This window comes from Brevibacillus sp. MS2.2, from assembly GCF_013284345.1.
In the GTDB taxonomy this organism is placed as follows: domain Bacteria; phylum Bacillota; class Bacilli; order Brevibacillales; family Brevibacillaceae; genus Brevibacillus; species Brevibacillus brevis_C.
In genome coordinates this window covers 17388-39842 of sequence record NZ_JABSUZ010000018.1, presented here as the reverse complement: position 1 = coordinate 39842, position 22455 = coordinate 17388, and the positions used below count along the sequence as shown (strand labels likewise).

The 22455-nt window shown below is 46.3% G+C and carries 19 protein-coding genes; 4 read left to right on the top strand and 15 right to left on the bottom strand.

Translation table 11 applies throughout. The annotated features are described in order from the left end of the window. Positions 1 to 22: 22 nt before the first annotated feature. The 3 genes from HP568_RS17140 to HP568_RS17130 form a co-directional block, all read right to left on the bottom strand. Positions 23 to 1081: a Gfo/Idh/MocA family protein gene (locus tag HP568_RS17140; protein WP_048032878.1), complete on the bottom strand. Its 1059-nt coding sequence runs from the start codon at positions 1079 to 1081 to the stop codon at positions 23 to 25. Between the two features lie 11 nt (positions 1082 to 1092). Further along, the gene (locus HP568_RS17135; RefSeq protein WP_048032877.1) at positions 1093 to 2061 is read right to left on the bottom strand and encodes a sugar phosphate isomerase/epimerase family protein; all 969 of its coding nucleotides are present in this window, start codon (positions 2059 to 2061) and stop codon (positions 1093 to 1095) included. Between the two features lie 64 nt (positions 2062 to 2125). Next, positions 2126 to 3112, bottom strand: a complete 987-nt coding sequence (locus HP568_RS17130; protein ID WP_082195924.1) for a substrate-binding domain-containing protein — start codon at positions 3110 to 3112, stop codon at positions 2126 to 2128. Between the two features lie 189 nt (positions 3113 to 3301). Here HP568_RS17130 and HP568_RS17125 point away from each other — a divergent pair, with 189 nt between their 5' ends. Continuing rightward, positions 3302 to 4198, top strand: a complete 897-nt coding sequence (locus HP568_RS17125) for an NAD-dependent epimerase/dehydratase family protein (RefSeq protein WP_048032875.1) — start codon at positions 3302 to 3304, stop codon at positions 4196 to 4198. A gap of 12 nt (positions 4199 to 4210) precedes the next feature. On the opposite strand, the gene HP568_RS17120 is transcribed toward HP568_RS17125, so the two are convergent. From HP568_RS17120 to HP568_RS17090, 7 genes are all read right to left on the bottom strand, one after another. Beyond that, entirely contained in the window at positions 4211 to 4699 is a 489-nt protein-coding gene (locus HP568_RS17120) for a MarR family winged helix-turn-helix transcriptional regulator (protein ID WP_048032874.1), read from the bottom strand. Positions 4700 to 4845: 146 nt separating this feature from the next. Continuing rightward, the gene (locus HP568_RS17115) at positions 4846 to 6183 is read right to left on the bottom strand and encodes a serine hydroxymethyltransferase (protein WP_048032873.1); all 1338 of its coding nucleotides are present in this window, start codon (positions 6181 to 6183) and stop codon (positions 4846 to 4848) included. Between the two features lie 11 nt (positions 6184 to 6194). Then, complete coding sequence (locus HP568_RS17110; protein ID WP_173629723.1) at positions 6195 to 6857, bottom strand: GntR family transcriptional regulator; 663 nt, start codon at positions 6855 to 6857, stop codon at positions 6195 to 6197. Between the two features lie 177 nt (positions 6858 to 7034). After that, positions 7035 to 7634: a TetR/AcrR family transcriptional regulator gene (locus HP568_RS17105; RefSeq protein WP_173629722.1), complete on the bottom strand. Its 600-nt coding sequence runs from the start codon at positions 7632 to 7634 to the stop codon at positions 7035 to 7037. Between the two features lie 7 nt (positions 7635 to 7641). Further along, positions 7642 to 8391 (bottom strand): alpha/beta fold hydrolase, encoded by a 750-nt coding sequence (locus HP568_RS17100; RefSeq protein WP_173629721.1) that lies wholly within the window; start codon positions 8389 to 8391, stop codon positions 7642 to 7644. A gap of 152 nt (positions 8392 to 8543) precedes the next feature. Continuing rightward, complete coding sequence (locus HP568_RS17095) at positions 8544 to 9476, bottom strand: response regulator (protein ID WP_048032869.1); 933 nt, start codon at positions 9474 to 9476, stop codon at positions 8544 to 8546. A gap of 4 nt (positions 9477 to 9480) precedes the next feature. Further along, positions 9481 to 10740 (bottom strand): ATP-binding protein, encoded by a 1260-nt coding sequence (locus HP568_RS17090; RefSeq protein WP_048035810.1) that lies wholly within the window; start codon positions 10738 to 10740, stop codon positions 9481 to 9483. Between the two features lie 267 nt (positions 10741 to 11007). On the opposite strand from HP568_RS17090, the gene HP568_RS17085 reads away from it, so the two are divergent. Both HP568_RS17085 and HP568_RS17080 read left to right on the top strand, forming a co-directional pair. Further along, entirely contained in the window at positions 11008 to 11985 is a 978-nt protein-coding gene (locus tag HP568_RS17085) for a glutaminase (RefSeq protein WP_048032868.1), read from the top strand. A 43-nt stretch (positions 11986 to 12028) separates the two neighbouring features. Next, on the top strand, positions 12029 to 13441 hold the full coding sequence (locus HP568_RS17080; RefSeq protein WP_048032867.1) for an alanine/glycine:cation symporter family protein: 1413 nt from the start codon (positions 12029 to 12031) through the stop codon (positions 13439 to 13441). A 308-nt stretch (positions 13442 to 13749) separates the two neighbouring features. On the opposite strand, the gene HP568_RS17075 is transcribed toward HP568_RS17080, so the two are convergent. The 4 genes from HP568_RS17075 to HP568_RS17060 form a co-directional block, all read right to left on the bottom strand. Continuing rightward, positions 13750 to 14628 carry a PhzF family phenazine biosynthesis protein gene (locus HP568_RS17075; RefSeq protein WP_173629720.1) on the bottom strand — a complete coding sequence of 293 codons (879 nt, stop codon included), beginning with the start codon at positions 14626 to 14628 and terminating at the stop codon, positions 13750 to 13752. A gap of 939 nt (positions 14629 to 15567) precedes the next feature. Beyond that, a complete protein-coding gene (locus tag HP568_RS17070) occupies positions 15568 to 16497 on the bottom strand; it encodes an acetamidase/formamidase family protein (protein ID WP_173629719.1) in 930 nt (309 codons plus the stop codon). A 291-nt stretch (positions 16498 to 16788) separates the two neighbouring features. Then, on the bottom strand, positions 16789 to 19374 hold the full coding sequence (locus HP568_RS17065) for a metallophosphoesterase (RefSeq protein WP_173629718.1): 2586 nt from the start codon (positions 19372 to 19374) through the stop codon (positions 16789 to 16791). A gap of 2 nt (positions 19375 to 19376) precedes the next feature. Continuing rightward, on the bottom strand, positions 19377 to 20642 hold the full coding sequence (locus HP568_RS17060; protein ID WP_173629717.1) for a class I SAM-dependent methyltransferase: 1266 nt from the start codon (positions 20640 to 20642) through the stop codon (positions 19377 to 19379). A gap of 179 nt (positions 20643 to 20821) precedes the next feature. Here HP568_RS17060 and HP568_RS17055 point away from each other — a divergent pair, with 179 nt between their 5' ends. Continuing rightward, complete coding sequence (locus tag HP568_RS17055; RefSeq protein ID WP_173629716.1) at positions 20822 to 21526, top strand: MerR family transcriptional regulator; 705 nt, start codon at positions 20822 to 20824, stop codon at positions 21524 to 21526. On the opposite strand, the gene HP568_RS17050 is transcribed toward HP568_RS17055, so the two are convergent. After that, a complete protein-coding gene (locus HP568_RS17050; RefSeq protein WP_173629715.1) occupies positions 21527 to 22312 on the bottom strand; it encodes an enoyl-CoA hydratase/isomerase family protein in 786 nt (261 codons plus the stop codon). Between the last annotated feature and the right edge of the window lie 143 nt (positions 22313 to 22455).

Below are 22455 nucleotides of genomic sequence, written 5' to 3'. Positions count from 1 at the left end.
TAAGTAACCCCCTATGCTCATATTAGAAACGGACTGCTTCCCCTTTTTGTGCGGATGCGTAGATGGCTTCGATCAATCTGTTGATGTACAAGGCTTGTTCCGGTGTGCAGAGCACCTCTGCTTTCCCTTCGATGGCGTCTACGAAATTACGGAATAGGAGTACGCGCTCTTTTTGAGGCTTTGATTTTAATTCTGTCGAGGCAGTTACGCCGTTCCACTCGTGATAAAGCGTGAACTGGTTATCCAATAAACGAAGGGATGCCCCGCCTTCTTGTCCATATAGTTGAAGGAAAACGTTTTCCTCTTCGATGTGAGAAGCCCAGCTTGCATCGAGCGTAAGCGACAATCCATTCTCAAAGGTGATCATCGCCACTGCCATATCTTCCACGTCAAACTTACCGGTATCATCGATCGTGCCCCACTCTGACAAGCCGCGTTTGTGAGGCCCGAATTGCGCGTACGTCTGCCCGAGGACGGATACAGGCTTTGGATGATCCAAGAGCCATAAGGTCAAATCGAGCATATGTACGCCGATATCAATCAACGGACCGCCGCCAGCCCTTTCTTTTTGCGTAAACCAGCTTCCCCATCCTGGAATCCCATTACGTCTGACCCAACCGGTTTTGGCGTGATAAATATTTCCCAGCTTGCCTGCCTTCAGCCATGCTTTGACTTGCAGGGAATCGCTTCGGAATCGGTTGTTTTGTGCGACCATGAGGATTTTGTCTGCTTTCTTTGCAGCTTCGATCATTTCTTCTGCTTCCTGGGCATTCATCGCCATCGGCTTTTCGCACAGCAAGTGTTTGCCTGCTGCAAGCGCACTTTTGGTGGCCTCTGCATGCAAGTAGTTCGGGACACAAACAATGATCGCATCTATATCAGACTCTTGTAGCATTGTCTCATATTCGGTGAAAACCTGTGGAATGTCATGCCGTTTCGCACGATAGGCAGCCATTTCTGCGGAAACATCTGCAATGGCAACTACCTCCGCTCGCGGCTCTTCTCTGATCGCCTCCAAGTGTGCTTCTGTAATCCCCCCTGCACCGATGATTCCGATTTTCCATTTGCGTTGACTCGTCATTTTCTCCCCTCCTACACCCACCATAGATTCTGGACTGGTTCTCGCAAGATGACTTGCTGCAGGTTTTGAACAGCGCGCTGAAAACCTTCTTCCATCGACATGATGGCATCCTCGTGCTCGATGCTCACGACATAATCGTATCCATTCATACGCAGTGCACTCATCATATCCGCCCACGTCTGTTGGGAATGCCCATAGCCTACGGTTCGGAAATACCAGGCACGTTCATGAAGATTGGCGTAGGAATTCATATCCGTCAACCCGTACATGTTCACTTTTTCCTGGTCAATATACGTGTCTTTGGCATGGAAATGATAGATAGCTTTTTCTTTGCCCAAGATTTTGATCGCAGCTACCGGATCAATTCCTTGCCACCACATGTGACTTGGATCGAAGTTTGCCCCAATCCCCTCGCCTACCTGTTCCCGCAGCTTCAGCAGTGTGCCTGGTGTGTGCACGAGAAAGCCCCCATGTAGTTCCAACGCAACCTTGACATGATGCTCAGTCGCATAAGCAGTCCACTCGCGCCAGTACGGGATAAGCTTCTCGTTCCATTGCCAATGGAGCACGTCGCGATACTCATTGGGCCAAGGAGCAACGGGCCAGCTCGGGTACTTCGCTCCTTCGTGGTCACCTGCCGTACCAGAAAAGCAATTGACCACAGGCACCTCCAGCATCTCGGCTAGCTGTACCGTTTTCACAAACGTATCGTGGGACTGCTGCGCAAAGCTTTTCTCTGGTGTCAACGGGTTGCCGTGACAACTGAGTGCGCTGATGATCAATCCCCGATCCTCTACTGCTTTTTTGTACGCTCGTCTTTTTTCCGGATTTTCCAACAGCTCATCCAGATTGCAGTGCGCATTGCCCGGATAGCAGCCTGTGCCGATTTCCACCGCTTCTAAACCTGCTGCCCTCACATGATCCAGCATTTCTTCGAACGACTTCTCGCTAAATAGAACGGTAAATACACCAAGCTTCATGTCTCTTCACCCCTTTTGCATTCGTAAACTCGTTTGCTTCCTTTATATGGTGAGACTTGTTACCTCATTCCAGTAAAGCGCTTACAGTTTGGCGAATCACGAGATGGTGTGGGACGGTGCTCATTTTCTCTACGGGTTCAATGCGGATTTGTCTGAGTAATTGCTCTGCTGCGGCTTTTCCGTACATGAACGGGTCATTTTGCACGGTGGTGAGCATAGGGCGGGAAAGGGAGGCGAGCTCCAAATTGTCGAAGCCCATGACGGAGATGTCTTCTGGTACACGAATGCCATGGTCGTACAAGTAATTGAGGACGCCAACCGCCATCAGGTCTGTTGCAACAAAAACTGCTGTCGGACGAATTTTTTCCTCACAAATACGGCGCATGGCTTCGTAACCGCTCTTGGCTGTGAATTCTCCTTCCACGACGAATCCTTCATGGATGGGCAAATCATGTGCCCGCATGGCTTTTCGGTAACCGCCCATGCGATCCAGACCGCACGGCGGGTCCCACAGTGGACCTGATATACACGCGATTTTAGTGTGGCCTTGTGAGATGAGATAAGCAGTAGCATCATAGGAGGCTTGCACATTGTTGACGTTGACAGTCGGAATCTGATAGCCGGGCAAATCGTGGCCGGTAACAACTAGGGGAACCTGAATCTCTTGCAGCGTCTGGATATTGCCCTCCAGGAAGTGAATACTCGCGATAATGACACCATCGATTTGTTTTTCTTTGAACAGTCGCAAGTACTTCAGCTCTTTGTCCACTACTTCATCGGATATCGCCAAGAACATGCTGTAGTCGTACTCGCTAATGACACTGTCGATCCCATAAATGAGATTGGAGTAAAAATTGTTGGAGATATCGGGAATCATCACCCCGATGATGCGGGTTTCTTTGCTGACTAAGCTCCTGGCAATCGCATTCGGTTGAAAGCCCGTCTCTTGCACGATTTTCAAAACTCTTTCCCGCAGCTCTGGACGGACTGGCTTGGAATTGTTCAGCACGCGCGAAACAGTCGCGATGGAAACGTTGGCGAGTTGTGCGATGTCTTTAATGGTTACAGTAATGGTTCTTCACTCACTTTCCATATAACGGGTAAACGTTTTCCTAATGTGAAAATAACACCCCGTTTTTGTTTTGTCAATATTCTGTTAATTACAAACACTGTTGACATCACCGTAATGTTATTAAATAATTTAGTTACTAAATTAATTATGTGCTAAGGAGGTTTTGTCATGAATGTTTTCCTTACAGGAATAACTGGTTACGTCGGGTCCGTAGTCGCCGAGCATTTTCAGTCTCTGGGGTATCAGGTTGCTGGACTTGTTCGATCGGAAGAGAAAGCGGAGCTGTTGCTCACACAAGGGTTCACCCCTATTGTTGGCGATCTTGCGGATACCACACTACTAACCGAAAGTGTTAAAAAATTCGATGGTGTCATTCATATGGCGATCTCGCACACATCTGATATGGAAAAATTGGATGTAGCAGCGGTTCAGGCCATGCTAGATGGTTTGGAAGGCACAGGGAAGCCATTCATTTATACGAGTGGAACGCTGATCTATAACGATACGTACGATAATGTCGTGGATGAGAACTCCCCTCTCAATCCTTTGCCTTTTCTCCAATGGAAAGCGAACCAGGAGCAGGAAGTGTTAGGAGCAGCCGAGCGCAATATTCGTACGATCGTCATACGTCCTACACTTGTATACGGTCGTGGCGGTGGACTCGTCCAAGCAACGATTCAAAGGACGAAGCTCTCCCAATCAGCCAACTATATCGATGACGGGCAAACAGCATGGTCTACTATCGATATTGATGATTTGGCGAGACTATACGAATGCGCTTTTTTACGAGCACAGCCAGGCTCATTATTCAATGCAACTTCCAAGGAAATGATCACGACGAAAGAGCTCATAACTTCGATCGCAAAAATAGCTGGGATAGAAAAAGTGGAATCATGGAGCTATGAGGATGCGGCAAAAGCGTTAGGACCAGCCGCTTGGGGGGCGAGCATCAACCAGAGGATATCTGGATTACGCGCGGAACAACAGCTACATTGGAGCCCCTCTGCAAACTCGCTCCTCAAAGAGCTGGAGCAAGGTTCTTATCAAAACAACAAAAAACCATAGTCCATCATCGAACTATGGTTGTGATTCATCGCTATCCTGATAGGAATGCAGGAATCTGATTGATTTCGTTAATATCCGTATGAGTGCCTGCGCATCATCCGTACCAAGATACTCATGCAGTTGCTGAAAACGATTAAACAGCTCTTGCTCTCTCGCTGCCACAAAATCAAAGCCCTCTTTCGTAGGGGCCACGAGAATGGAGCGTCGATCCTTGGGTCCCACGGTACGGGTGATAAGCCCAAGTTGTTCGAGTGATTGAATGACATGCGTCACGGCTGCTGACGTTATTTTCAACTGCTTGCCTAGCTCGGAAACTCTGATGCCGTTCGTGCCTGGGGGACTTACGTAGGTCAAGTGAACAAGCAAATTCAATTCGCTCTGACGAAGGTCTTTCGAAGGACTGAAAACATGTCCGATCCGCTTTAACTGGCCAAATACGAGAGCCAGCTCTTTCGTCGTATGATCAATGGTAACATCCGAGTTTGTATGGTCTGTACTCATCCGTTTAGACTCCCATTCTTTGATGGTATCAATCGATTATTTACGAAAAGAAATGACATTGTCAAGAATGAGAGTCTACTTACGACTCGAAAAAGCACCGTATGCCAAGGCCTGAACTCCGGCATACGGTGTTTATCCTACCTATTCTATTCTGGGAAGCAGTACTGCATCTTGCTAAACGATCTGCGCAATTCGATCACCTTTGACTGGACAACCTCGGGCTTTTCCCTGCCGGACAACACACTTACAATCAGCTCTGCAATCGTGTCCATCTCTTGTTCTTTCATGCCAAAGCGGGTGACTTCTGTCGTCCCGATACGCAAACCGCTTGGGAAGTCCCAATCCTCTGGTCCGTCACCTGGAATCAAATTTTTGTTCGTGATGATATTCGCTTCAGCCAATCGCTTGCCTACCTCGTAACCACCACCAAACTCTTTTACGTCCAGAATGACTTGATGTGTACGTGTATAGCCTTTGTGTGCGCAAAGCACCCGTATTCCCCGATCATCGAATGCTTTACCCAGTGCTTGTGCATTCGTCACAATTTGTGCCATGTATTCCGTGCCAAATGCCAAAAACTCTGCCGCCGCTGCTGCCAATGCCGCTACCCGGTTGACTTGATGTGTAGCGGCAAGTGCCGGGAAGATGGCATCTGTTATCGGTACAGATAGTTCCGGGTCATTCCAGACGATGATGCCGCTTTGTGGACCGCTAAACGTTTTCCCAGCCGAGCCAGTCATCACACATGCCCCTTCTCGCAACGGGTCCTGAAATTGACCGCCTCCGATCAACCCCAACTGGTGTGCACCATCAAAATAAATGCGACCACCCCATTCTTTCACGATCTCAGCCATCTCCTTCAGTGGAAATGGAAATAAGGTCATGGACGCGCCTAGGGTAACGAGCTTTGGCCTAACTTGCCGTGCGACTTTGGCGAACTCGTCCAGATCAACAGTAAGCTCAACAGGGTCCATTGGCACATCGACAATTTGCAAACCACGAATGCCAGCAGGCCCGTCCACCCGATTGCTGGAATGTCCCCCAAACGGTTGCGCGATCGTCATAATCGTATCGCCCGGTTGCGTTAACGCCGCATAGACCGTCATGTTCCCAATCATGCTGGCTACCAATCGATGGTCAGCGAAATTGGCTTGGAATACTTTTTTCAACAGCTCAACACATAACGCTTCGATTTCATCGATATATTTCGTGCCAGCAAACCATCTCTGCGTGCTGCCGATATGTCCTTCTGCAGCGCGAGTACCTACCTCAGAAGCGAGCAGTTGACGTACGATGGGCGTAGTGGGTGCTTCTGGTGCGAGCAAATTCAAGCATTCCTCGCCTCGCCAAATCGCATTGCGGTTTACTGCATTCACGATCTCTTGCTGAATCAGACGGTGGGACGGACTCTCTTCGATAATGGAACGCGCCCATTGCAAAACACGCGAATCATGTACTTCCCCCTTCATTTCAACCGTACTCATGCCATTACCCCCTATTCATCATTGGAATGGTTCGTAAGCAATCTGCCAAGGTTGATCCAGTTTTCTTCCATCAAAGAAGAGGCTAGCTGACTGTTGTTGTCTCGAATCGCTTCGATGATTCTACGGTGCTGTTCTACTGACTCCACCCCTTCTAAAGAACCGAACCGAGCAAATTCCAAACGCCGAATTTTCGGTACAACTCGCTCAAGTGCCAGGTAAATTTCACGATTCCCCGCAGCCTCGAGGATCACCTCGTGAAAGCCGTCATCTGCTTCAATCGCTTTGATCACATCTTGCTGTTCGAGTGCGACCTGCAGCTTTTCATTCCATTGCTCCAGACTACGGATGACCTCCGATTCAACTGGCATCGCCAATCGTGCTGCCAACCCGTGCAAGGCCGCAACAACCGGAAACGCGTTCTTCGCCTCCTTTTCAAGTAAGGGTGTCACTCGTGTGAGAGAGCCGGGAACGGATTCAATAAGCCCTTCGTCCTCCAACCGTTTGAGCGCTTCTCTCACAGGAGTTCGACTCACGCCAAATAAAGCCGCCAGTTCGTTGTCGTTGACCCGTTGTCCTGGCTTTAGCTCCAGCATGACAATCGCTTTCTTCAAGCCTTGGTATACCTGTTCGCGTAATGATGGGCGTTCGATTTGTTTGATGAGGTTAGTGTCCATGAAACCAATATATTGGTTTTGATTATTTCTGTCAATTTCAAACATTTAGATATATAATGGAGACGGTTTGAACGGATTGTGCTTTGGGCTTTTCAGTTATACCAACGGTACAGAAAAAAGAGGATACCCCACCAATCATTTACGAATGGGATATCCTCTTCAATTTTGAACGTAACGCTATGATTCTTCCGGAGGACTACAATACTCCCGAATCATCTGCTCCTTCATCTCTTCAACCGGAAACCCTTCCGGATAAGTCGTCATCATCAACATTGCTCCTTGGAGCGCCGAAGAAAAATAGAGCGATCTCAATCTGGGCTGCTTTACGCCTAACTGTTTGAATATCTGGCACTGGACTTCAAACTGCCTGCGCGACTCCTCATTTAATTGCTCTCTGTAAGAAGCAAGTACCCGATCATCTTCGGGCTGCGTTTGCAAATTCAAGTAAAAACGATAGATATCCGGCCGCTGGTAGACGTTATCAAGCGCACCGTTGACAATATGGCGCAGTTGTTCGTGCGGCGTTGCAAGCTGAGTCGCAGCCTCCATCACTTCTTTTACTTCCTCGATCCGTACCTGAACCATCGCGGCGAGAAGCTCTTCTTTTCCTTTGTAATAGTTGTAAAGCAGTCCCTTCGATATCTGGGCCTGTTTGGCTACATCGTCGATTGAGGTCGCGTGGTAGCCTTTTTTTATGAAGAGCGTCATTGCGGCTACATGGATCTTCTCTTTAGCAGCTTGGCGAATTCGCTCATTTTCAGATGGGGTACGCGGCACGGTTCAGTCAATCCTCCAAAAATTTAGTGATAGCGCCAGCGATTTCTTCAGGATGCGTCAACGTTGGTTTATGATCGGCACCCGTAATCTCAACAAACCTTCTCTCTGGTAATACTTCTTTAAAATATTCAGCAATCCGTTTCGCATCCAGGGCATCTTCCTTGCCGATTATCAAGCATGTTTGATTGGCTAATTTTTCGAGCCGTTCAATCGCAGGCGGCTGCGGCCATACAGACTCCCATGTCGCCCACTCGAACATTTTTGCTAAATTATGTTTCGCCATCTCTGTCAGAAGGTCCTTCTGTGGACTTCCCATCACGACGCGGTACGGGCAGGCCGATAAGGAAAGCCCTACCATACGGTCAACATCCGGCGTTTCTTGGATTTTCTGCATCCATTCCGTGAATGGCTGACTCGGTGTATACCCTGTCAAATCAGGAGCAATCAGCACGAGCTTGCTCACTCGCTGCGGATAAGTCAGCGTAAAATCCGTTGCAATTCGTCCGCCTATTGAGTGCCCTACGAGCGTGGCTTCGTCCAGCTTAAAATGGTCCATAACGGCAAGCAAATCATCGATGTAGTTCGCTACTCCTGTTGGAGACGGCGATTTCCCGCATCCGCGTCCGTCGAAAGCGATGACCTGATAATGCTTCGCCAAAATCGGCGCGACATACATCCAATCTCGCAAATCAGCACCGCCACTGTGCAATAGAATGACTGGTTTTCCTTCCCCTGAAACCTCATAGTACAAATCCATCGGTGATCCCTCCGTGAATTGCAGATTTGGTATACAATCCCAGTTTATTATTGAATGAACGTTTAGTCAATGAAAACGAGATACTCCCATACAAAACAAAAAGCCCTAATCAACATGATCAGGACTTACCTCTACCGTCAGACAAAGAACAATTACGCCTCCGACTGAATGCGCTTCGCCTCTGCGTACAGCACTTGAATGAATTTTTTCATATTGATCCGAATATCTGAACCCGGCGATGCGGCATTGCTCTTTAACTCCGCCATCTTCTTCCACACATACGTAAAATCAAAAAACTGCGAAGCGTAATTTTCGAACTTCCAATTCGAGAGGTCCGCAAGCCCAAGCGACGCCAAATGATTCAGCGACTGATAGATCGCTCGACGGACTCTCTGCTCAGAAGCTTTGACAACCTTGGCGACCTGTGGATCGTCCACAGCTACTCCGTGCCTGTGCTGTGCTACTGCCACAAAGATCTCTTTCAGGGCTGGAAATCCATTTTTAAACGTATGCGTCTGTTCGTATCCATGCAAGAAGTCCAAAATATCTAGCAAGTCATTGCTTCCATTGTCACCCGCGATACCCAACTCCGTTAACAGAAACTGCCCCGCCTCGCGAAGTGGTTTGCCCTGTGACGGACGAAGTTGTCCGGAAGGCTGCTGGTCCACTTGCATGACAGCATTCAGCGATTTGTGAATGTCCCGTATCGAACGCTCGAGACGAATTTTCTCGATCACTTTTTGGAGGATCGTTACGACTTCGATCTTGTTTACAGGCTTGATAATGTAGTATTCGCTTCCAAGGGCATACGCTTGGGCAATCAAATCTTTCGTTTCTGCCTGAGAGATCATGACGATCTTTCCTGTGAATGTTGGCTTCACTTGGCGAATCGTCTCAATCCCATCCCGGTTGGGCATGAACAAATCGATCAGCATAATATCTACGTTGCGTGCGGTTAATGTATGACCGTCTACCATCGAGCCGTCAGATGCTTCCCCCACGACTTCGCCCAGATTCTCGTCTTCTATGATTTCCGTCAACATGAGGCGAACGGCATCATCGTCATCAACTAAATAAAACAGCATCTTCTCACTCTTTCTTCGTTATCGGATCAATTGGTAACCGCATGAGAAATGTTGTCCCCTTCCCATCTACTCCATCCTGTAAGGAGATTTCCCCTTGCCATTGTTCCACCAATTGTTGTACATAAGACAGTCCGATCCCTGTAGAGGGGTTGCCGGTTTGATCGTATTTCGTAGTAAAGCCAGGCTTGAACAGCAAAGCCTTTCTCCGTGGAGGTACTCCCGGTCCGTCATCGTTGATTCTGATTTCCACAAGATCACCTATCCGTTCAATTTCAATGGAAATCGCTCCTGTTTGCTGGATGGCCTCCACTGCATTTGCCACCAAATTATTAATCAGGGAAAGCATCATGAAAACGTGATAGAGCGGATGTGTCCCCGTAATAGAAGCTGTGATTTGTATGTCCTTCTCCAACAAAGTTGCATACTTCATATTGCTTCGTTTGATAATGTCCACGAGCTGATGGATGTCCATGTAATCCGTGATGCTTTCATCGGATATCAGCTTGTGAAGCCCTGCAAAAATGCGTTGGTTGTCCTTTTTAATCTCGTGAACCTCGCCTGCGACAATCAATGCTTGCTTGGCAAATCTCTCTACATTCGTGGGCACCTGTTCCTTATGAAGCTCCTGCAAGCCTTGGTATAGCTCAAAAGACTTCATACTAATACTCTCGGCATTTTGCAGTGTTTTTTTCAGATGAATCGATTCCTCATACAAGGTGGAAATCAGCATCAGCATACGCTCGTTCTGTTTTCTTGTCTGCTGCTCTCGGGACTGTGCTTCGTACAGCTTCATCATGTTGAGAAAACTAATGACGATAAAGCTGTGGGACAGAGCGATAACGAGCATCTCTTGCACCGCTCCCCATGTGAGGACGGTATCTAACAGTACATGTTGCGAGAGAACCTCAATCAGGTCGGCCAATACCTCGATGACCATTCCCATCAATCCAACCAAAATCGTCCTGTTGTGAAAATGGCGTACTCCGGTTAAATAAAACAGAACAGAATAAGCAAAATAAAAGAAAAAGCTAGAATAATGCGCTTGGAGAGAAGCCTCCCATACTGATTGATTCCCGGCGATAAGGTCAATCACAATCCGAAAGCATACGACCGTAATCCCCGTCAAAAAGCCAGCGAGAACAGATGGAATTCTTTGAAACAGTAATAAAAAGAAGAAAAAGGTAGGAGCTCCAAAGCTAATTCGAAATGTCTCATTGACGGGATAAAATTTCAACTCCCCTGCCAACGGAACCGTAATAAGCATGAGCGCCAATATATACCAATCTCGTTTTACTTGTGTTTGAACACGCACGCTTTTCACTTCCCATGTTGTTTCTTGATGCCCCTATCTATTTTTACCGAGGATACGCCTGTAGGACAAGTCTCAAAAAAAAATGGAGCACTCACATGAATCAATCTGTGAGTTTTTGTTTTATTTTGTAGGGTGGTTGTAAAGTGTTCATTATATGTATTTCGCGAAGCATGGAAGCGCTTTCTCTTCCTCTTCGCGTAAGAGCAGTGTATTCGATTTTTGGGGGGACAGGCGTTGATTCAACAGGTTTTACTCGTGGATGAATTACAGCAATGGGTGGAACAATATCGTTCCAAGGCATCTGAAGGAAAATGTGCCAGTTATATCCCTGCTTTGTACAGAACAGATCCGAATCAGTTAGGAATTTGTATCATCGAGCCTACAGGAAAAATGCACACAGCGGGTGACTGGGAAGTTCCTTTCACGATGCAAAGTATTTCCAAAGTAATCAGTTTTATTGCTGCTTGCTGCTACCATGGTATCCCTTACGTGTTGGATCGGGTAGATGTAGAACCGACTGGAGATGCATTCAATTCCATTATCCGTCTGGAAATGAACAAGCCAGGTAAGCCTTTTAATCCGATGATCAATGCGGGAGCGATAACGACATCTTCACTCCTCCCTGGTCAAACACCGGATCATAAGCTGCGCTACTTGTATGCATTTTTCAGTAAAATTACAGGCGTTACACCAATGGTGAACGAGGAAGTGTTTCTTTCCGAATGGGAAAACTCTCACAGAAACCGGGCACTCGCCCACTATTTAAAGGATACCGGCTATTTGGCGTGCGAAGTGGAAGACGCTTTGGAGGTCTATCTCACCCAATGCTCGATTGAAGTAACCACCGAGCAAATTGCTTTGATCGGTCTCCTTTTGGCACTCGATGGCTACCATCCGATGCGCAACGAACAAGTTCTCCCGAAAGATGTCGTCCGTCTAGCCAAAGCACTGATGCTCACCTGTGGCATGTACGATGCATCGGGCAAATTCGCCGCGAATGTTGGCTTGCCCGCAAAAAGTGGCGTCTCAGGCGGAATCATGACACTGGTTCCTCCTAACCGCAAACCACGTTCACCGTTTCAAGATGGTTGTGGAATCGGTATTTTTGGACCTTCCATTGACGGTTGTGGAAACAGTGTAGCGGGCGTTTCTTTGTTAAAACATATGGCTCAGGAATGGGATGTAACGATTTTTTAGAGAATACTAAGGAAAAATTCATAACAAAATTCGAGGTGACACGATGCAACAATTCTTACTCGATGTAACAGCTACTATTAACGATTTTTTGTGGTCCTATATTATCATTATCATGCTAATCGCGTTAGGCTTGTTTTTTACCTTCCGTGGCAAATTTTTGCAAGTACGCATGTTGCCAGAAATGCTCCGTTCCATTAAAGAAGGGAGAGCGAAAGACGATGGCGGTATCTCCCCTTTCCAGGCTTTCGCTATTAGTATGGCCGCGCGTGTCGGTACAGGGAACATTACGGGTATTGCTATTGCGATCGCATTAGGTGGTCCTGGTGCGGTATTTTGGATGTGGGTCATTGCGATTATTGGTTCTGCATCCAGCTTTGTTGAGAGTACGCTCGCTCAGATTTATAAAATCAAGGATAAGAACGGTTTTCGTGGCGGTCCGGCTTATTACATGGAAAAAGGGTTGAACAAACGTTGGATGGGCGCCCTGTTTGCTGTCCTTATCACCCTTTCGTTTGGTCTTGTATTTAACGCTGTGCAATCCAACACCATCACGATTGCCTTTGAAAATTCTTTTGGGACAGATCGACTGGTACTCGGTATCATCATGACGATCGTATTTGCTGCAATCATCTTCGGCGGTGTGAAACGCATTGCGAAAATGTCTGAGTACATCGTCATTGTATTGGCCGTATTGTACATCGGGATGGCGCTCTTCATTGTGATCCTGAACATCTCGAAAATGCCGGAAGTCCTTTCTCTGATTGTGAAAAACGCATTCGGCTTCGAGCAAATCGCCGGCGGTTCTCTCGGTGCAGCGCTCATGCACGGCATCAAGCGTGGTTTGTTCTCTAACGAAGCTGGTATGGGTAGTGCGCCGAATGCTGCGGCTACAGCAACGACAAGCCATCCAGTGAAGCAAGGTTTGATTCAAGCATTCGGTGTTCTATTCGATACCCTCGTGATTTGTACAAGCACAGCTTTTATCATTTTGCTGTCCGGCGCATACACACAACAAGGACTGAGTGGCATTGAGCTGTCACAAGCAGCACTGAGCATTCATATCGGTTCTTGGGCTTCTGGCTTCCTTGCCATTATGGTATTCCTGTTCGCCTTCAGTACATTGATTGGTAACTACTACTACGGCGAGACCAACATCGAGTTTTTGAAGACAAGCAAAGCATGGCTATTGCTGTATCGTTTGAGTGTACTCGCTATGGTGTTGTTCGGATCAGTGGCAAAGGTACAGCTCGTGTGGGATTTGGCCGATTTGTTCATGGGCTTCATGGTCATTGTCAACCTGATTGCGATCGCCATGTTATCAAAAGTCGCCTATGCTGCTCTACATGATTATTTGGAACAGAAAAAAGCAGGAAAAGATCCTGTGTTCTACAAGGACAGTATTGAAGGCGTGGATAATATCGAAGCCTGGGATGCTGCTCCATCGTCTAACAAATAGCTCTGCAAATCAAAACGAGAAGCTTGCTCAGTCAGCAGCTTCTCGTTTTTGTTCAGAGAAAATAAAGTATTAGACTGGCCTGGTTTATTGAGCTATCGTACCCGTTAGCTCAATGCAACTATGTGTCGCTCACGATCTTCAACGCAACAACCTAGCATTGCGTTAGCGCCGAGGAACGCAAAACGATCAAAATCAAAAGAAACGACAGATATCTGCTCACGCTGCTATCTATCCTCGCCTTGCCATTAGCAGAATTAGCCTATTTGCCCCTATAGTGTAGTGGCTGCAAACAGGCTATTTAATTCCGCTTATATCATGATATGTCTTTGTTCAATGCCAGCCACTGCACCGCCAACTCGAACTTGGTTGATTTCACCGCTCTCGCTCAGGCGCAAACTTGCCTTGATTTCAGAAGGACAATCCATCGAATACCCTTGTCTGAACATGACATGCTCCACTTCCTGCAAAGATCGTTGGCCATGTTGGTACAAATAGCTGAGCAGGGCACCGTTGGATGTTCCTGTCGCGCTTTCCTCGGGAATATCGTACAGCGGCGCAAAATTCCGGCATTCCGCAACAGCATCGTCTGGAGTATCCATCGTGAACAGATGATATCCAACCACATCATATTTTTCGCTGATGGCGGTTATAGCGTCAAAATTGGGCTGAACCTCATACAAGAGCTTCCTGCTGCGAATCGGGATAAAAATGTCCCGCAGTCCCGTCGAGACAATTTGGATGGGTAACCCGGTTTCCAGATCCTTGGCATCCATTCCCAAGGATGGTGCTATTTCCTCACAGGATATCCTTTCAAGAAATTTTGGTAAAGCCTGTGACAAATAAACAAGACCCTCGGAGCTAATATCGACATCCAAAATCCCTGCCTTGGTTTCTATCGTATAGAAGGTCCCTTCCTTTGCCAAACCCAGCGAATGCATGAGTCCAAATGCAGCAATCGTGGCGTGTCCGCACAGATCAACTTCGCTGGCGGGGGTGAAATAGCGGATTTTGTAATCCGCAAGCAAGGATTTTTCCATAAAGGCCGTCTCCGAAAGGCCCAATTCTTTCGCGATGAGCTGCATATCTGCAGCATCCAGCGACAGGCCATCCTCTAAGACAACACCTGCAGGATTACCACCACGCTCCCCTTTCGAAAACGCATTTAACGTATACACTTCCACATTCATGTTCCGCTCGTCCTCTCCTTATCTTCAAAAAAACGATGTGCGCAACAGCACGTCTCACTCGCTGCCATGAGACGGATGTCAGGACTCCCGGCAATTCGGAATCGTTCAGTTCCGTAACATGCGAATAATAAGGACTATTCAAGTCAATCTCTCCCGCTCCGTACGGCATTACATAATGTGCACTCCAGACCGGCTCTCCCTGTTCATTAGTATCCATATACATCGTACCGCAACCACCTATTTGGAGAAACATATTTAAGTCTGGTTGACACTACAAGCGAAACGAGGGGCTGCCGGCTTAACTTATGAACTGAATGTGATACAAAAAGGATTGGAGTCTTTTCATTCTTTCTTAAAAGCTCAGGATTGAAGTATTCGGTGCAATACCCACATTAAATACAAGAGTCAAAGATCGCTCCCAAACTATATTAAGGGTTTACTGCTTAATTTCCAATATTTTACTCATGGTGCTTTAATCTACTTTTCGTAAGAAAAAAATAAAAGACAGGATTATTCCTGTCTTAGTCGTTTGTGTCAATAGTGCAGTGCCATCCATAATGGTGGAGTGCCCCAACTCTTTATAAAAAGTCCAAGAGATACAATCTGTTGGCTTCATGCCGATCTGCGGTGGCTAACCCTAAAGGTCACTGCACATTCTAATTATTCCACATAATCTATCTCTTGTCTTCTCTTTAGTTTCAGGGTTAACCTTCCGGTTTAGATACCTGTAAGGCTAAAAAGGAATAAGTATCAGTTATCTAAAAACACTCAAAATTATTGGCTTTCACGTTTGACTCAGTAGTATAACTGATACTCCATTGTAAATTTATCTTTAGCAATACTAGAGTACAAGTCTGAATAAAATCAAAGTAGAATTCTAGACACCAGTTATTGAACCAACTGGCAGTTTTGCTTGATAAGATTCTTTTATCTTATTTTCTATAGTATGGCCTCTTTGGATAATAAGGCATGTACCCCGTTTACACCATTGACTAGCTGCGTTATACGCAAATCAACAAGAAGGCTTGACAAATTTAACGCTTCTTTTCGCTCAAAATTATACAATTCCTGCATCCAATCAAGCATTCCCTCTAAGGCAATCATCGCTGCTTCATGTACATCTTCATGGAATCCAAAGGTAATTCTCTTAAGGGGAGTTTCTGCTCTTGGGAACGATAAACATTGATCAATGACTGTGAAGGTTAGATCGACTAACTGCATTGGGCATTCGAGAGCTGGACTGGATACCTCTCCATCACCTTGAACAGCATGACCGTCACCAACAGAAAAAAGGCCACCTTCTACTGCTATCGGTAAGTATAAAATACTACCAGGTACAAGTTCTTTACAATCAATATTCCCTCCACAGAACCTTGGAGGGTAAGTGGAGTGTATCCCTTCCTCATTTGGAGGCATGCCCATAATACCCATAAAGGGATTGAGCCGTATTTTATGTCCTTTGTTACTAATCCCTAGATTGTTAGAAGCATCTAACTCCCACATCAAAACATACTCTGGTCCCTCGTGAAGACCCAATCTTTTGTTAATAGTATTCGGAAATCCACCTCCGCTACTCCAGCCCCAATTACCGGTCTTAATATCGTTAATACGAATAGCCAAGGTTTTTCCTTCTTTTGCTCCATTAATGTAGATAGGTCCGATCAAGGCATGTCCGCTGTCTTGTGGATGATCTCTTTCGCAGAATTTCTCTCTTACACCGTCTAATTGAAATGGACCAGTATTCCACCCGGCGTCAATAGTCTCAAAGCGAACGGTGTCACCCGAATTGATTGATACTATTGGAGTGAACTCCTTTGAAAAAGAACCGTGCAGAGTTGAACGATCTGGGTGAATAAAAAACTCCGCCATATAGACACCTCCTAATTTGTACCCCATATTATCATATATCAGGAAATGTATGGAAAACCCACTGAGGTTGTGTTTACTTTTCGAAATATTTTGCTAACGAAATCGATAGCCTAAGTAAAAAGAGGCAGTCAGGACCTTCTGACTGCCTCTCTAATTTTGATAGTTAAGTACATATGCGATTTACATGTCGTTCTTATGTTTTGTTATAAAGAACTACAGAAACACTTTATTTTTCGGTCTACTACTTTATTTTACAGTCTACAACCTTATTTTTACGGAACAGTTTTTCATTTACAAGCGCGGATCGATCTCTTTTTCCTTCGCCACTTCAAAGAGCATGGTTGCAACTACTTTTTGATACTCCGTATTTTCTGGAGAAATATCGTCGAATTTGAATCCAAGCATCCGTTGACCCAGCCTGTGTTCCCGCATCGAAGTCTTGAGCTTTTGCGTACAATTTTTCTGATTGAAAAGCTTGCGGTACTTGTGGGGGAAACGGTAATCGTAGCCATAAATAATCGCCAAGTACTCCGGATTGCGAACCTTCATGGCAGGCACGACCTTCTGATCGATGAACTCTGGCTTGATCACAATGCCTTCCATCTTGTTTTCCAGTGTAATCGTGGAAAAGTAACGTGCCGCTTGTTCATATGCATTCGGCTCAGACAAATCGATGGCGAGAAAATGATCGTCATTTACAAAGCGATACATATCAGATGTCTTCCAATCCGGCAATTGCTCGTCCCCATTCAAATAGACAGCCTTTAGAATCGAAAAAGGCTTGTAGACAAGCTCCCCTTCTCCTGCATAGAGCTCCATCTGTTTTTGGTAAATGTGATAGGCCTCCAAATGCTTGTCGACAGGAACGTAGCTCTCTTTGATTTCTCGCACATACTTGTAGTTTTGATACACGCTCGAACCGAATTTTTCCGTGAGCGCACTCTTGGATAGGTGGAACTGGTCTTTTTCGAATCCGCTCTCGTCATAGATGTGAACAAGTTGGTGAAGTGCCTCTTCAAAACCGTATTCCTGCAAAAATGCAAATTCACTGCGAAGCGCGGATTCGATTGGTTTGAACTGCTTTTCGATCAAGCCCTTCCCTATTGCACTCCATGGCAACAATTCGCCATCCAAGATGAGCATCGCCATTTCATTTTGCTCCATATATTCACGGAACCTTGCATGTAGCTTGTCATATATCGGTGTCAAATCAACCTGATTGATGGCATATCCGTTTCTGCTGATCGCAAAGCATTTGTCGCGATCATGATGGAGATAGAGATTGCATCTCGAACCCATATATTTCGGCTGCAACACGACTTGCTGAATGCCTCGATTCGCAAAATAATCCAGCCCCGCCTTCAACGACTCCAATTCCTGAGTCTCCACATCCTTATCCGCCGGGGGCATCGTTCCGGAAATAAAATTGACCTTATTTTGCGAGCAGTAACGGAGTCGACGGAGTTCTTCCTCTTCCAAATCTCCCACGGATACTTGTTTTTCTGTATGGAACAAGATCGGCAGCTCATCAGTCATCACCCGATGCTCAGACTGAAACGATTTGAAAAACGGCTTGTGTGTGATCACGACTGACGTTAAAGCATTTCCGTGCACACATCCAGTATCGAGATGGAGTTTGTTCTTCAGCCGAAACGTTTTTTGGGCCGCGATATGTCCAAAAATATGGTACGGATGATTACTGACCGCTTCAACCGTCAAAAATGCGAGTTGCTCTTCCAATGAAGCCGTGCGGTCTATCCGAAAATTGCGTTGGCGCCGCATCGAATTCGCATCGAGCTTTCCAATATACTTCTTTTTGCAGGGAGCGTGTGTTACATAATAGGACGGGCCAGTCAGTGCGTTCGATCGATAAAACGGCTGAGCCAGCCTATACAAGTGATTGAACCTCTCTGTTAATTCAGCGTCTTTTTCCAGGACGTGTGTAGAATCAAAATAAGTATCCAGTAGCTGTGGGTCTACCCCTTTTAGTTCCTTACTCAAGTATTTGTAGACAAAATTTTCGTGGTTCCCGAGAACAAACAAGAAATGCTGTTGATTTTCGTATAGAAACTCGATAATCTCCCTGGTTTGCGCTCCTTTGTCGATCCAGTCCCCTGCTACGATGATTTTGGTATGCTGTACCTTTTCCGTCGTGATGAGACGATTGCCCTCAAGCTTGAATCCGTAGTTTTGCAGGAGACCTTTTAATTCTTGGACGCATTCGTGAATGTCTCCGATGATGATGTATGTTTGATCTTTGGGAAGGATCGTTGCCAGATAGGCATCCTTATTTTCAATCAAGACCTCATAACGAGGGTTAGCCACCCCATCTGCTAGTACGTAAAAATCTTTGTGCCGAATCCGGTGAATGTTGTGGTACCCTTCCTTGGATAATGCCCGGAGCACCTCTTGCTTTAACCGGAGAATATGGTTGGTAATCCATTTTTTTGACCGCTCGGATGCATAGTAATCTTCCCGATTGCGATAATCAAAGAGGATCACTTCCAAGCGGTAATTGTTCTCGGCTGCAATTTCGCGGACTTTCGAACGGAAGTCTTCTACTAGTCCTGTTGTATCGACAACCACGAATTCGGCGTTGATCGGGAACGAAGTCACCAAGCGTAGCTTTTCAAACAGGAGCTGAAATGCCTGCTCGCTGGCCTCAAGCATCACCTGATCATACTTGTCGTAATCATAGCCCAGCAGTTCCTGGCGAATGCTGTCTGAGGAAATGTATTGGACATTTGCTTTTGCGTTTTTCTGTTCATCTTCAAAAGAAAGCCTCGGTATGAGTACTTCCTTGGCAAAGGTCGTTTTCCCACATTCGGTGGGACCGACGAGCATAAAAATCGTGTGAACCTGCGTCTGTATCAGCATCGTTACTCCCCCTTTCGCTGGACAATGACGCCTTGTGTGGTGTGTATGTCATTCACGCCGTCACCAATGGATACAAATTGTCCCTGCACCCCGGCTTCTTCCATGATCTCGGTCATCCATGCTTGGAACTCTTCTTGTCCCATTTCCCATTTATGATCGTCGTGGCGATAACCTTCCAGCTCATAGAACTGATTAAAATCTGAGTTCGGTGTCGTAATGATAAAATGGTCAAAATCCAATTGACTGCATATTTGCTTAATGAACACTCTCGCTTCCTCTTTGCTCATGTGCTCAATGACCTCAGTCAAAATGACATCTACTTGTTCACCGTTGTAATCCTGTAAAAACTGATCAAGCGAGCGGAACAAAATCAGATTCGAGATTTCTTTCTCCACGGCCCTGCGTCTGACTAATTCCAGCGATTGTTCATTGATATCGATGGCATAGTAATACTGCGGCAGCTTGGTAGCGAACGGTATCGCATAAAAGCCTTCTCCGCATCCGATATCCACAATGGATTTCGTAAAAGGAAGCTTACTCGAAATGTAGTTCCTTCTCTGCAAACCGGTGCTGCCATATTCCAATTGAATGGGGTAGCGGCTCGTCTTCTCGATCTCGGTCTTGTACTTGCGATAGCGCTCTCTGGTTGTCAGGAAATTGCGAGCGAACAGACTTCGTATGTAAAAAGGTGCGTCGATGACATGAATGCTTTTGATGTATTTATCCAGGATGTTATCGGATATATCGATGTGCTCTTTTCCAAACATACTCAAGAATAGACAGAGCACGCTCACGACGTGGAGAAGCTGATGCAGACTCGTTCTCGTTGTGATGGTCAAAGCGTAGCTTTTATCAGCGTGGTGCTTGAGTTCAAAGGTGAAATCCTTCAGGTGCTTCTCAAAAAATGTCAGATACAGCAGGCGTTCGATGTGAATCATGTTGATGAAAAAAACATGCTCATACCCTTCTGCATCCCGCTCGTCGTGTTGCTTCATCGGAGCGAAAAAAAATTCATTGATCGCATTTAATGGAAACAAGGGTGTATTGTACCGGGAGACATTCAAATATTCAAAATGCTCCTGTTCGGATTGTTTGTAGGAAACCTCATTTTCTGCATCTTTAAAGTAAACGTTATACGTATCCGCATTGGAAAACCACCCGTATGTGATGCCTTTTCGAATGGATCGTAAACTCATTCCGGAATTCGGATTTTTCTTAATCATGTACGAAAAGTCCGGGTTCTCTGATCGTAGCTGAACAATGGCCATACGTTATCTCACCTCTGGAAAAGAAGAATCAATACCTACTGACAATCTTCGCTTTTCCATTCCATGCTGAACAGGGTAAAAGTATTACGACCTTCCAAAAATGACCGGAACATTTGCTACGCGATGCTGTTCTTGGTATAGTGAAATCCGCGATAACAAACCAACGGGAGGTACGTCAGATGCCTTATTACAAACCGATTGAGATCGCTCGCGAGCTACATATTAGCACGAGTGCTTTGCGCCATTATGAATCATGGGGAGTCGTTCCTGCTCCTGATCGTGCCGACAATGGTTATCGACTTTATACAGAAATCCATCTTGCCTATTTTCGTTGCCTGCGCGCCATGTTTCCTGGCTTTGGGGTCGCTGTCACCTGTGAAGTCCTTCGATCGCTTCAAAAAGCGGATATGGATACTGCCTTTTGGCTCGTGAATAAAGAACAGGCCAACCTTCAGCAGGAGAAGGTCGCAGCAGACCAAACACTCGAACTTTTGCAAAATCTCGATCTCCCCTTGCCTCCAAATAAAAAGTGGCGAAACCGCATGACGATTGGTGAAGTCGCTGCTTACACAGGAGTCACAACGTCTGCGATTCGCCATTGGGAAAAAGAAGGCTTGCTAGTACTGCCACGTGATCCTGAGAATGGCTACCGCCAATTCACTCCCATGGATATACGGAAGATTTTGCTTATCCGCACATTACGCAATACCGTGTATTTTTTAACGAACATGAAAGAAATTGTACAAGCAGTCGAAAATCAAAGTATTGAGCAGGCAAAAAAAGTGACGGCAGATGCGATCAAAAGCATTCACGATCGCAATCGCCATCAGATGTACGGAATTAGGCGGTTGGTTGAATTATGCGAGGTACTGAAGCTCGTGTGATTATTTTCCTGTAAAACGCGGTGTAGTCTTGTCTAAGAAAGCCTTGGTTCCTTCCCGGAAGTCTTCGGTGGATGCCACGAGTCCGAAGTAGTCTGCGCCTAGAAGTGCGGACTCCTCTACTGTCAGATTACTCCCTCGATGAATCGCATCCCATGTTAGTTTTACTGCCAGCGGAGACTGAGACAAAATTTCTCGGAGAACCTCCTCTGTTTCTGCCAGTAGCCGCTCAGACGAAACGACCCGATTTACCAGTCCCATTCGATATGCTTCATCCGCATCTATCGCTGATCCTGTAAGCAGCAACTCCGCGGCACGGCCTTTTCCTATTAGCCTAGGGAGCCTTGTTGTTCCACCAAAGCCCGCCACTGCTCCAATTCGCACTTCTGGATGTCCCATTTTGGCATTTTGAACCGCAATACGCAGCGAGCACGATTCAGCGATCTCAAGGCCCCCGCCTAACGCATAGCCGTTTATCGCAGCAACAACTACTTTTCCCAACGATTCGATTTGACTGGTCACCGAAACAGCCAACTGAGCAAAATCCCTTACTTCCAACGGTGTCGCCTGATGCAGATACGAGATGTCCGCACCGGCCGAAAATGCTTTTTCTCCCGCCCCTGTAAGGATGACCGCTTTCACACCGGGATCGGTTTTGATCCTGTCCAAGATGGTCGAAAGCTGAGTAAGGACATCTCGGTTCAATGCATTCAATGCCTCTGGTCTGTTTAGCGTAAGAGTCACGATTCCTTTCTCATTCTTGTACAAAACAACCCCTTCGACGCTCATCTTTCCATCCTCCCATCGTTTTAGAAGCTACTGAATAACAAAGTTCTTTTCGACCAGGCAAACTTCTGGGTAATACCTCCATACTTTGCTTTCCAAATAAAAATTCCTGCTTCTTCCATATACAAAAAAAGGATGACCCCAGA

Bases quoted from the DNA above. Each gene is read 5' to 3' on its own strand.
- HP568_RS17065 (WP_173629718.1), bottom strand. From the start codon at position 19,374: ATGCTGATACAGACGCAGGTTCACACGATTTTTATGCTCGTCGGTCCC.
- HP568_RS17090 (WP_048035810.1), bottom strand. From the start codon at position 10,740: ATGCTTATTACGGTTCCGTTGGCAGGGGAGTTGAAATTTTATCCCGTC.
- HP568_RS17135 (WP_048032877.1), bottom strand. From the start codon at position 2,061: ATGAAGCTTGGTGTATTTACCGTTCTATTTAGCGAGAAGTCGTTCGAA.
- HP568_RS17100 (WP_173629721.1), bottom strand. From the start codon at position 8,391: ATGGATTTGTACTATGAGGTTTCAGGGGAAGGAAAACCAGTCATTCTA.
- HP568_RS17075 (WP_173629720.1), bottom strand. From the start codon at position 14,628: ATGAATGTGGAAGTGTATACGTTAAATGCGTTTTCGAAAGGGGAGCGT.
- HP568_RS17115 (WP_048032873.1), bottom strand. From the start codon at position 6,183: ATGAGTACGGTTGAAATGAAGGGGGAAGTACATGATTCGCGTGTTTTG.
- HP568_RS17060 (WP_173629717.1), bottom strand. From the start codon at position 20,642: ATGGCCATTGTTCAGCTACGATCAGAGAACCCGGACTTTTCGTACATG.
- HP568_RS17110 (WP_173629723.1), bottom strand. From the start codon at position 6,857: ATGGACACTAACCTCATCAAACAAATCGAACGCCCATCATTACGCGAA.
- HP568_RS17125 (WP_048032875.1), top strand. From the start codon at position 3,302: ATGAATGTTTTCCTTACAGGAATAACTGGTTACGTCGGGTCCGTAGTC.
- HP568_RS17050 (WP_173629715.1), bottom strand. From the start codon at position 22,312: ATGAGCGTCGAAGGGGTTGTTTTGTACAAGAATGAGAAAGGAATCGTG.
- HP568_RS17140 (WP_048032878.1), bottom strand. From the start codon at position 1,081: ATGACGAGTCAACGCAAATGGAAAATCGGAATCATCGGTGCAGGGGGG.
- HP568_RS17080 (WP_048032867.1), top strand. From the start codon at position 12,029: ATGCAACAATTCTTACTCGATGTAACAGCTACTATTAACGATTTTTTG.
- HP568_RS17095 (WP_048032869.1), bottom strand. From the start codon at position 9,476: ATGCTGTTTTATTTAGTTGATGACGATGATGCCGTTCGCCTCATGTTG.
- HP568_RS17070 (WP_173629719.1), bottom strand. From the start codon at position 16,497: ATGGCGGAGTTTTTTATTCACCCAGATCGTTCAACTCTGCACGGTTCT.
- HP568_RS17120 (WP_048032874.1), bottom strand. From the start codon at position 4,699: ATGAGTACAGACCATACAAACTCGGATGTTACCATTGATCATACGACG.
- HP568_RS17055 (WP_173629716.1), top strand. From the start codon at position 20,822: ATGCCTTATTACAAACCGATTGAGATCGCTCGCGAGCTACATATTAGC.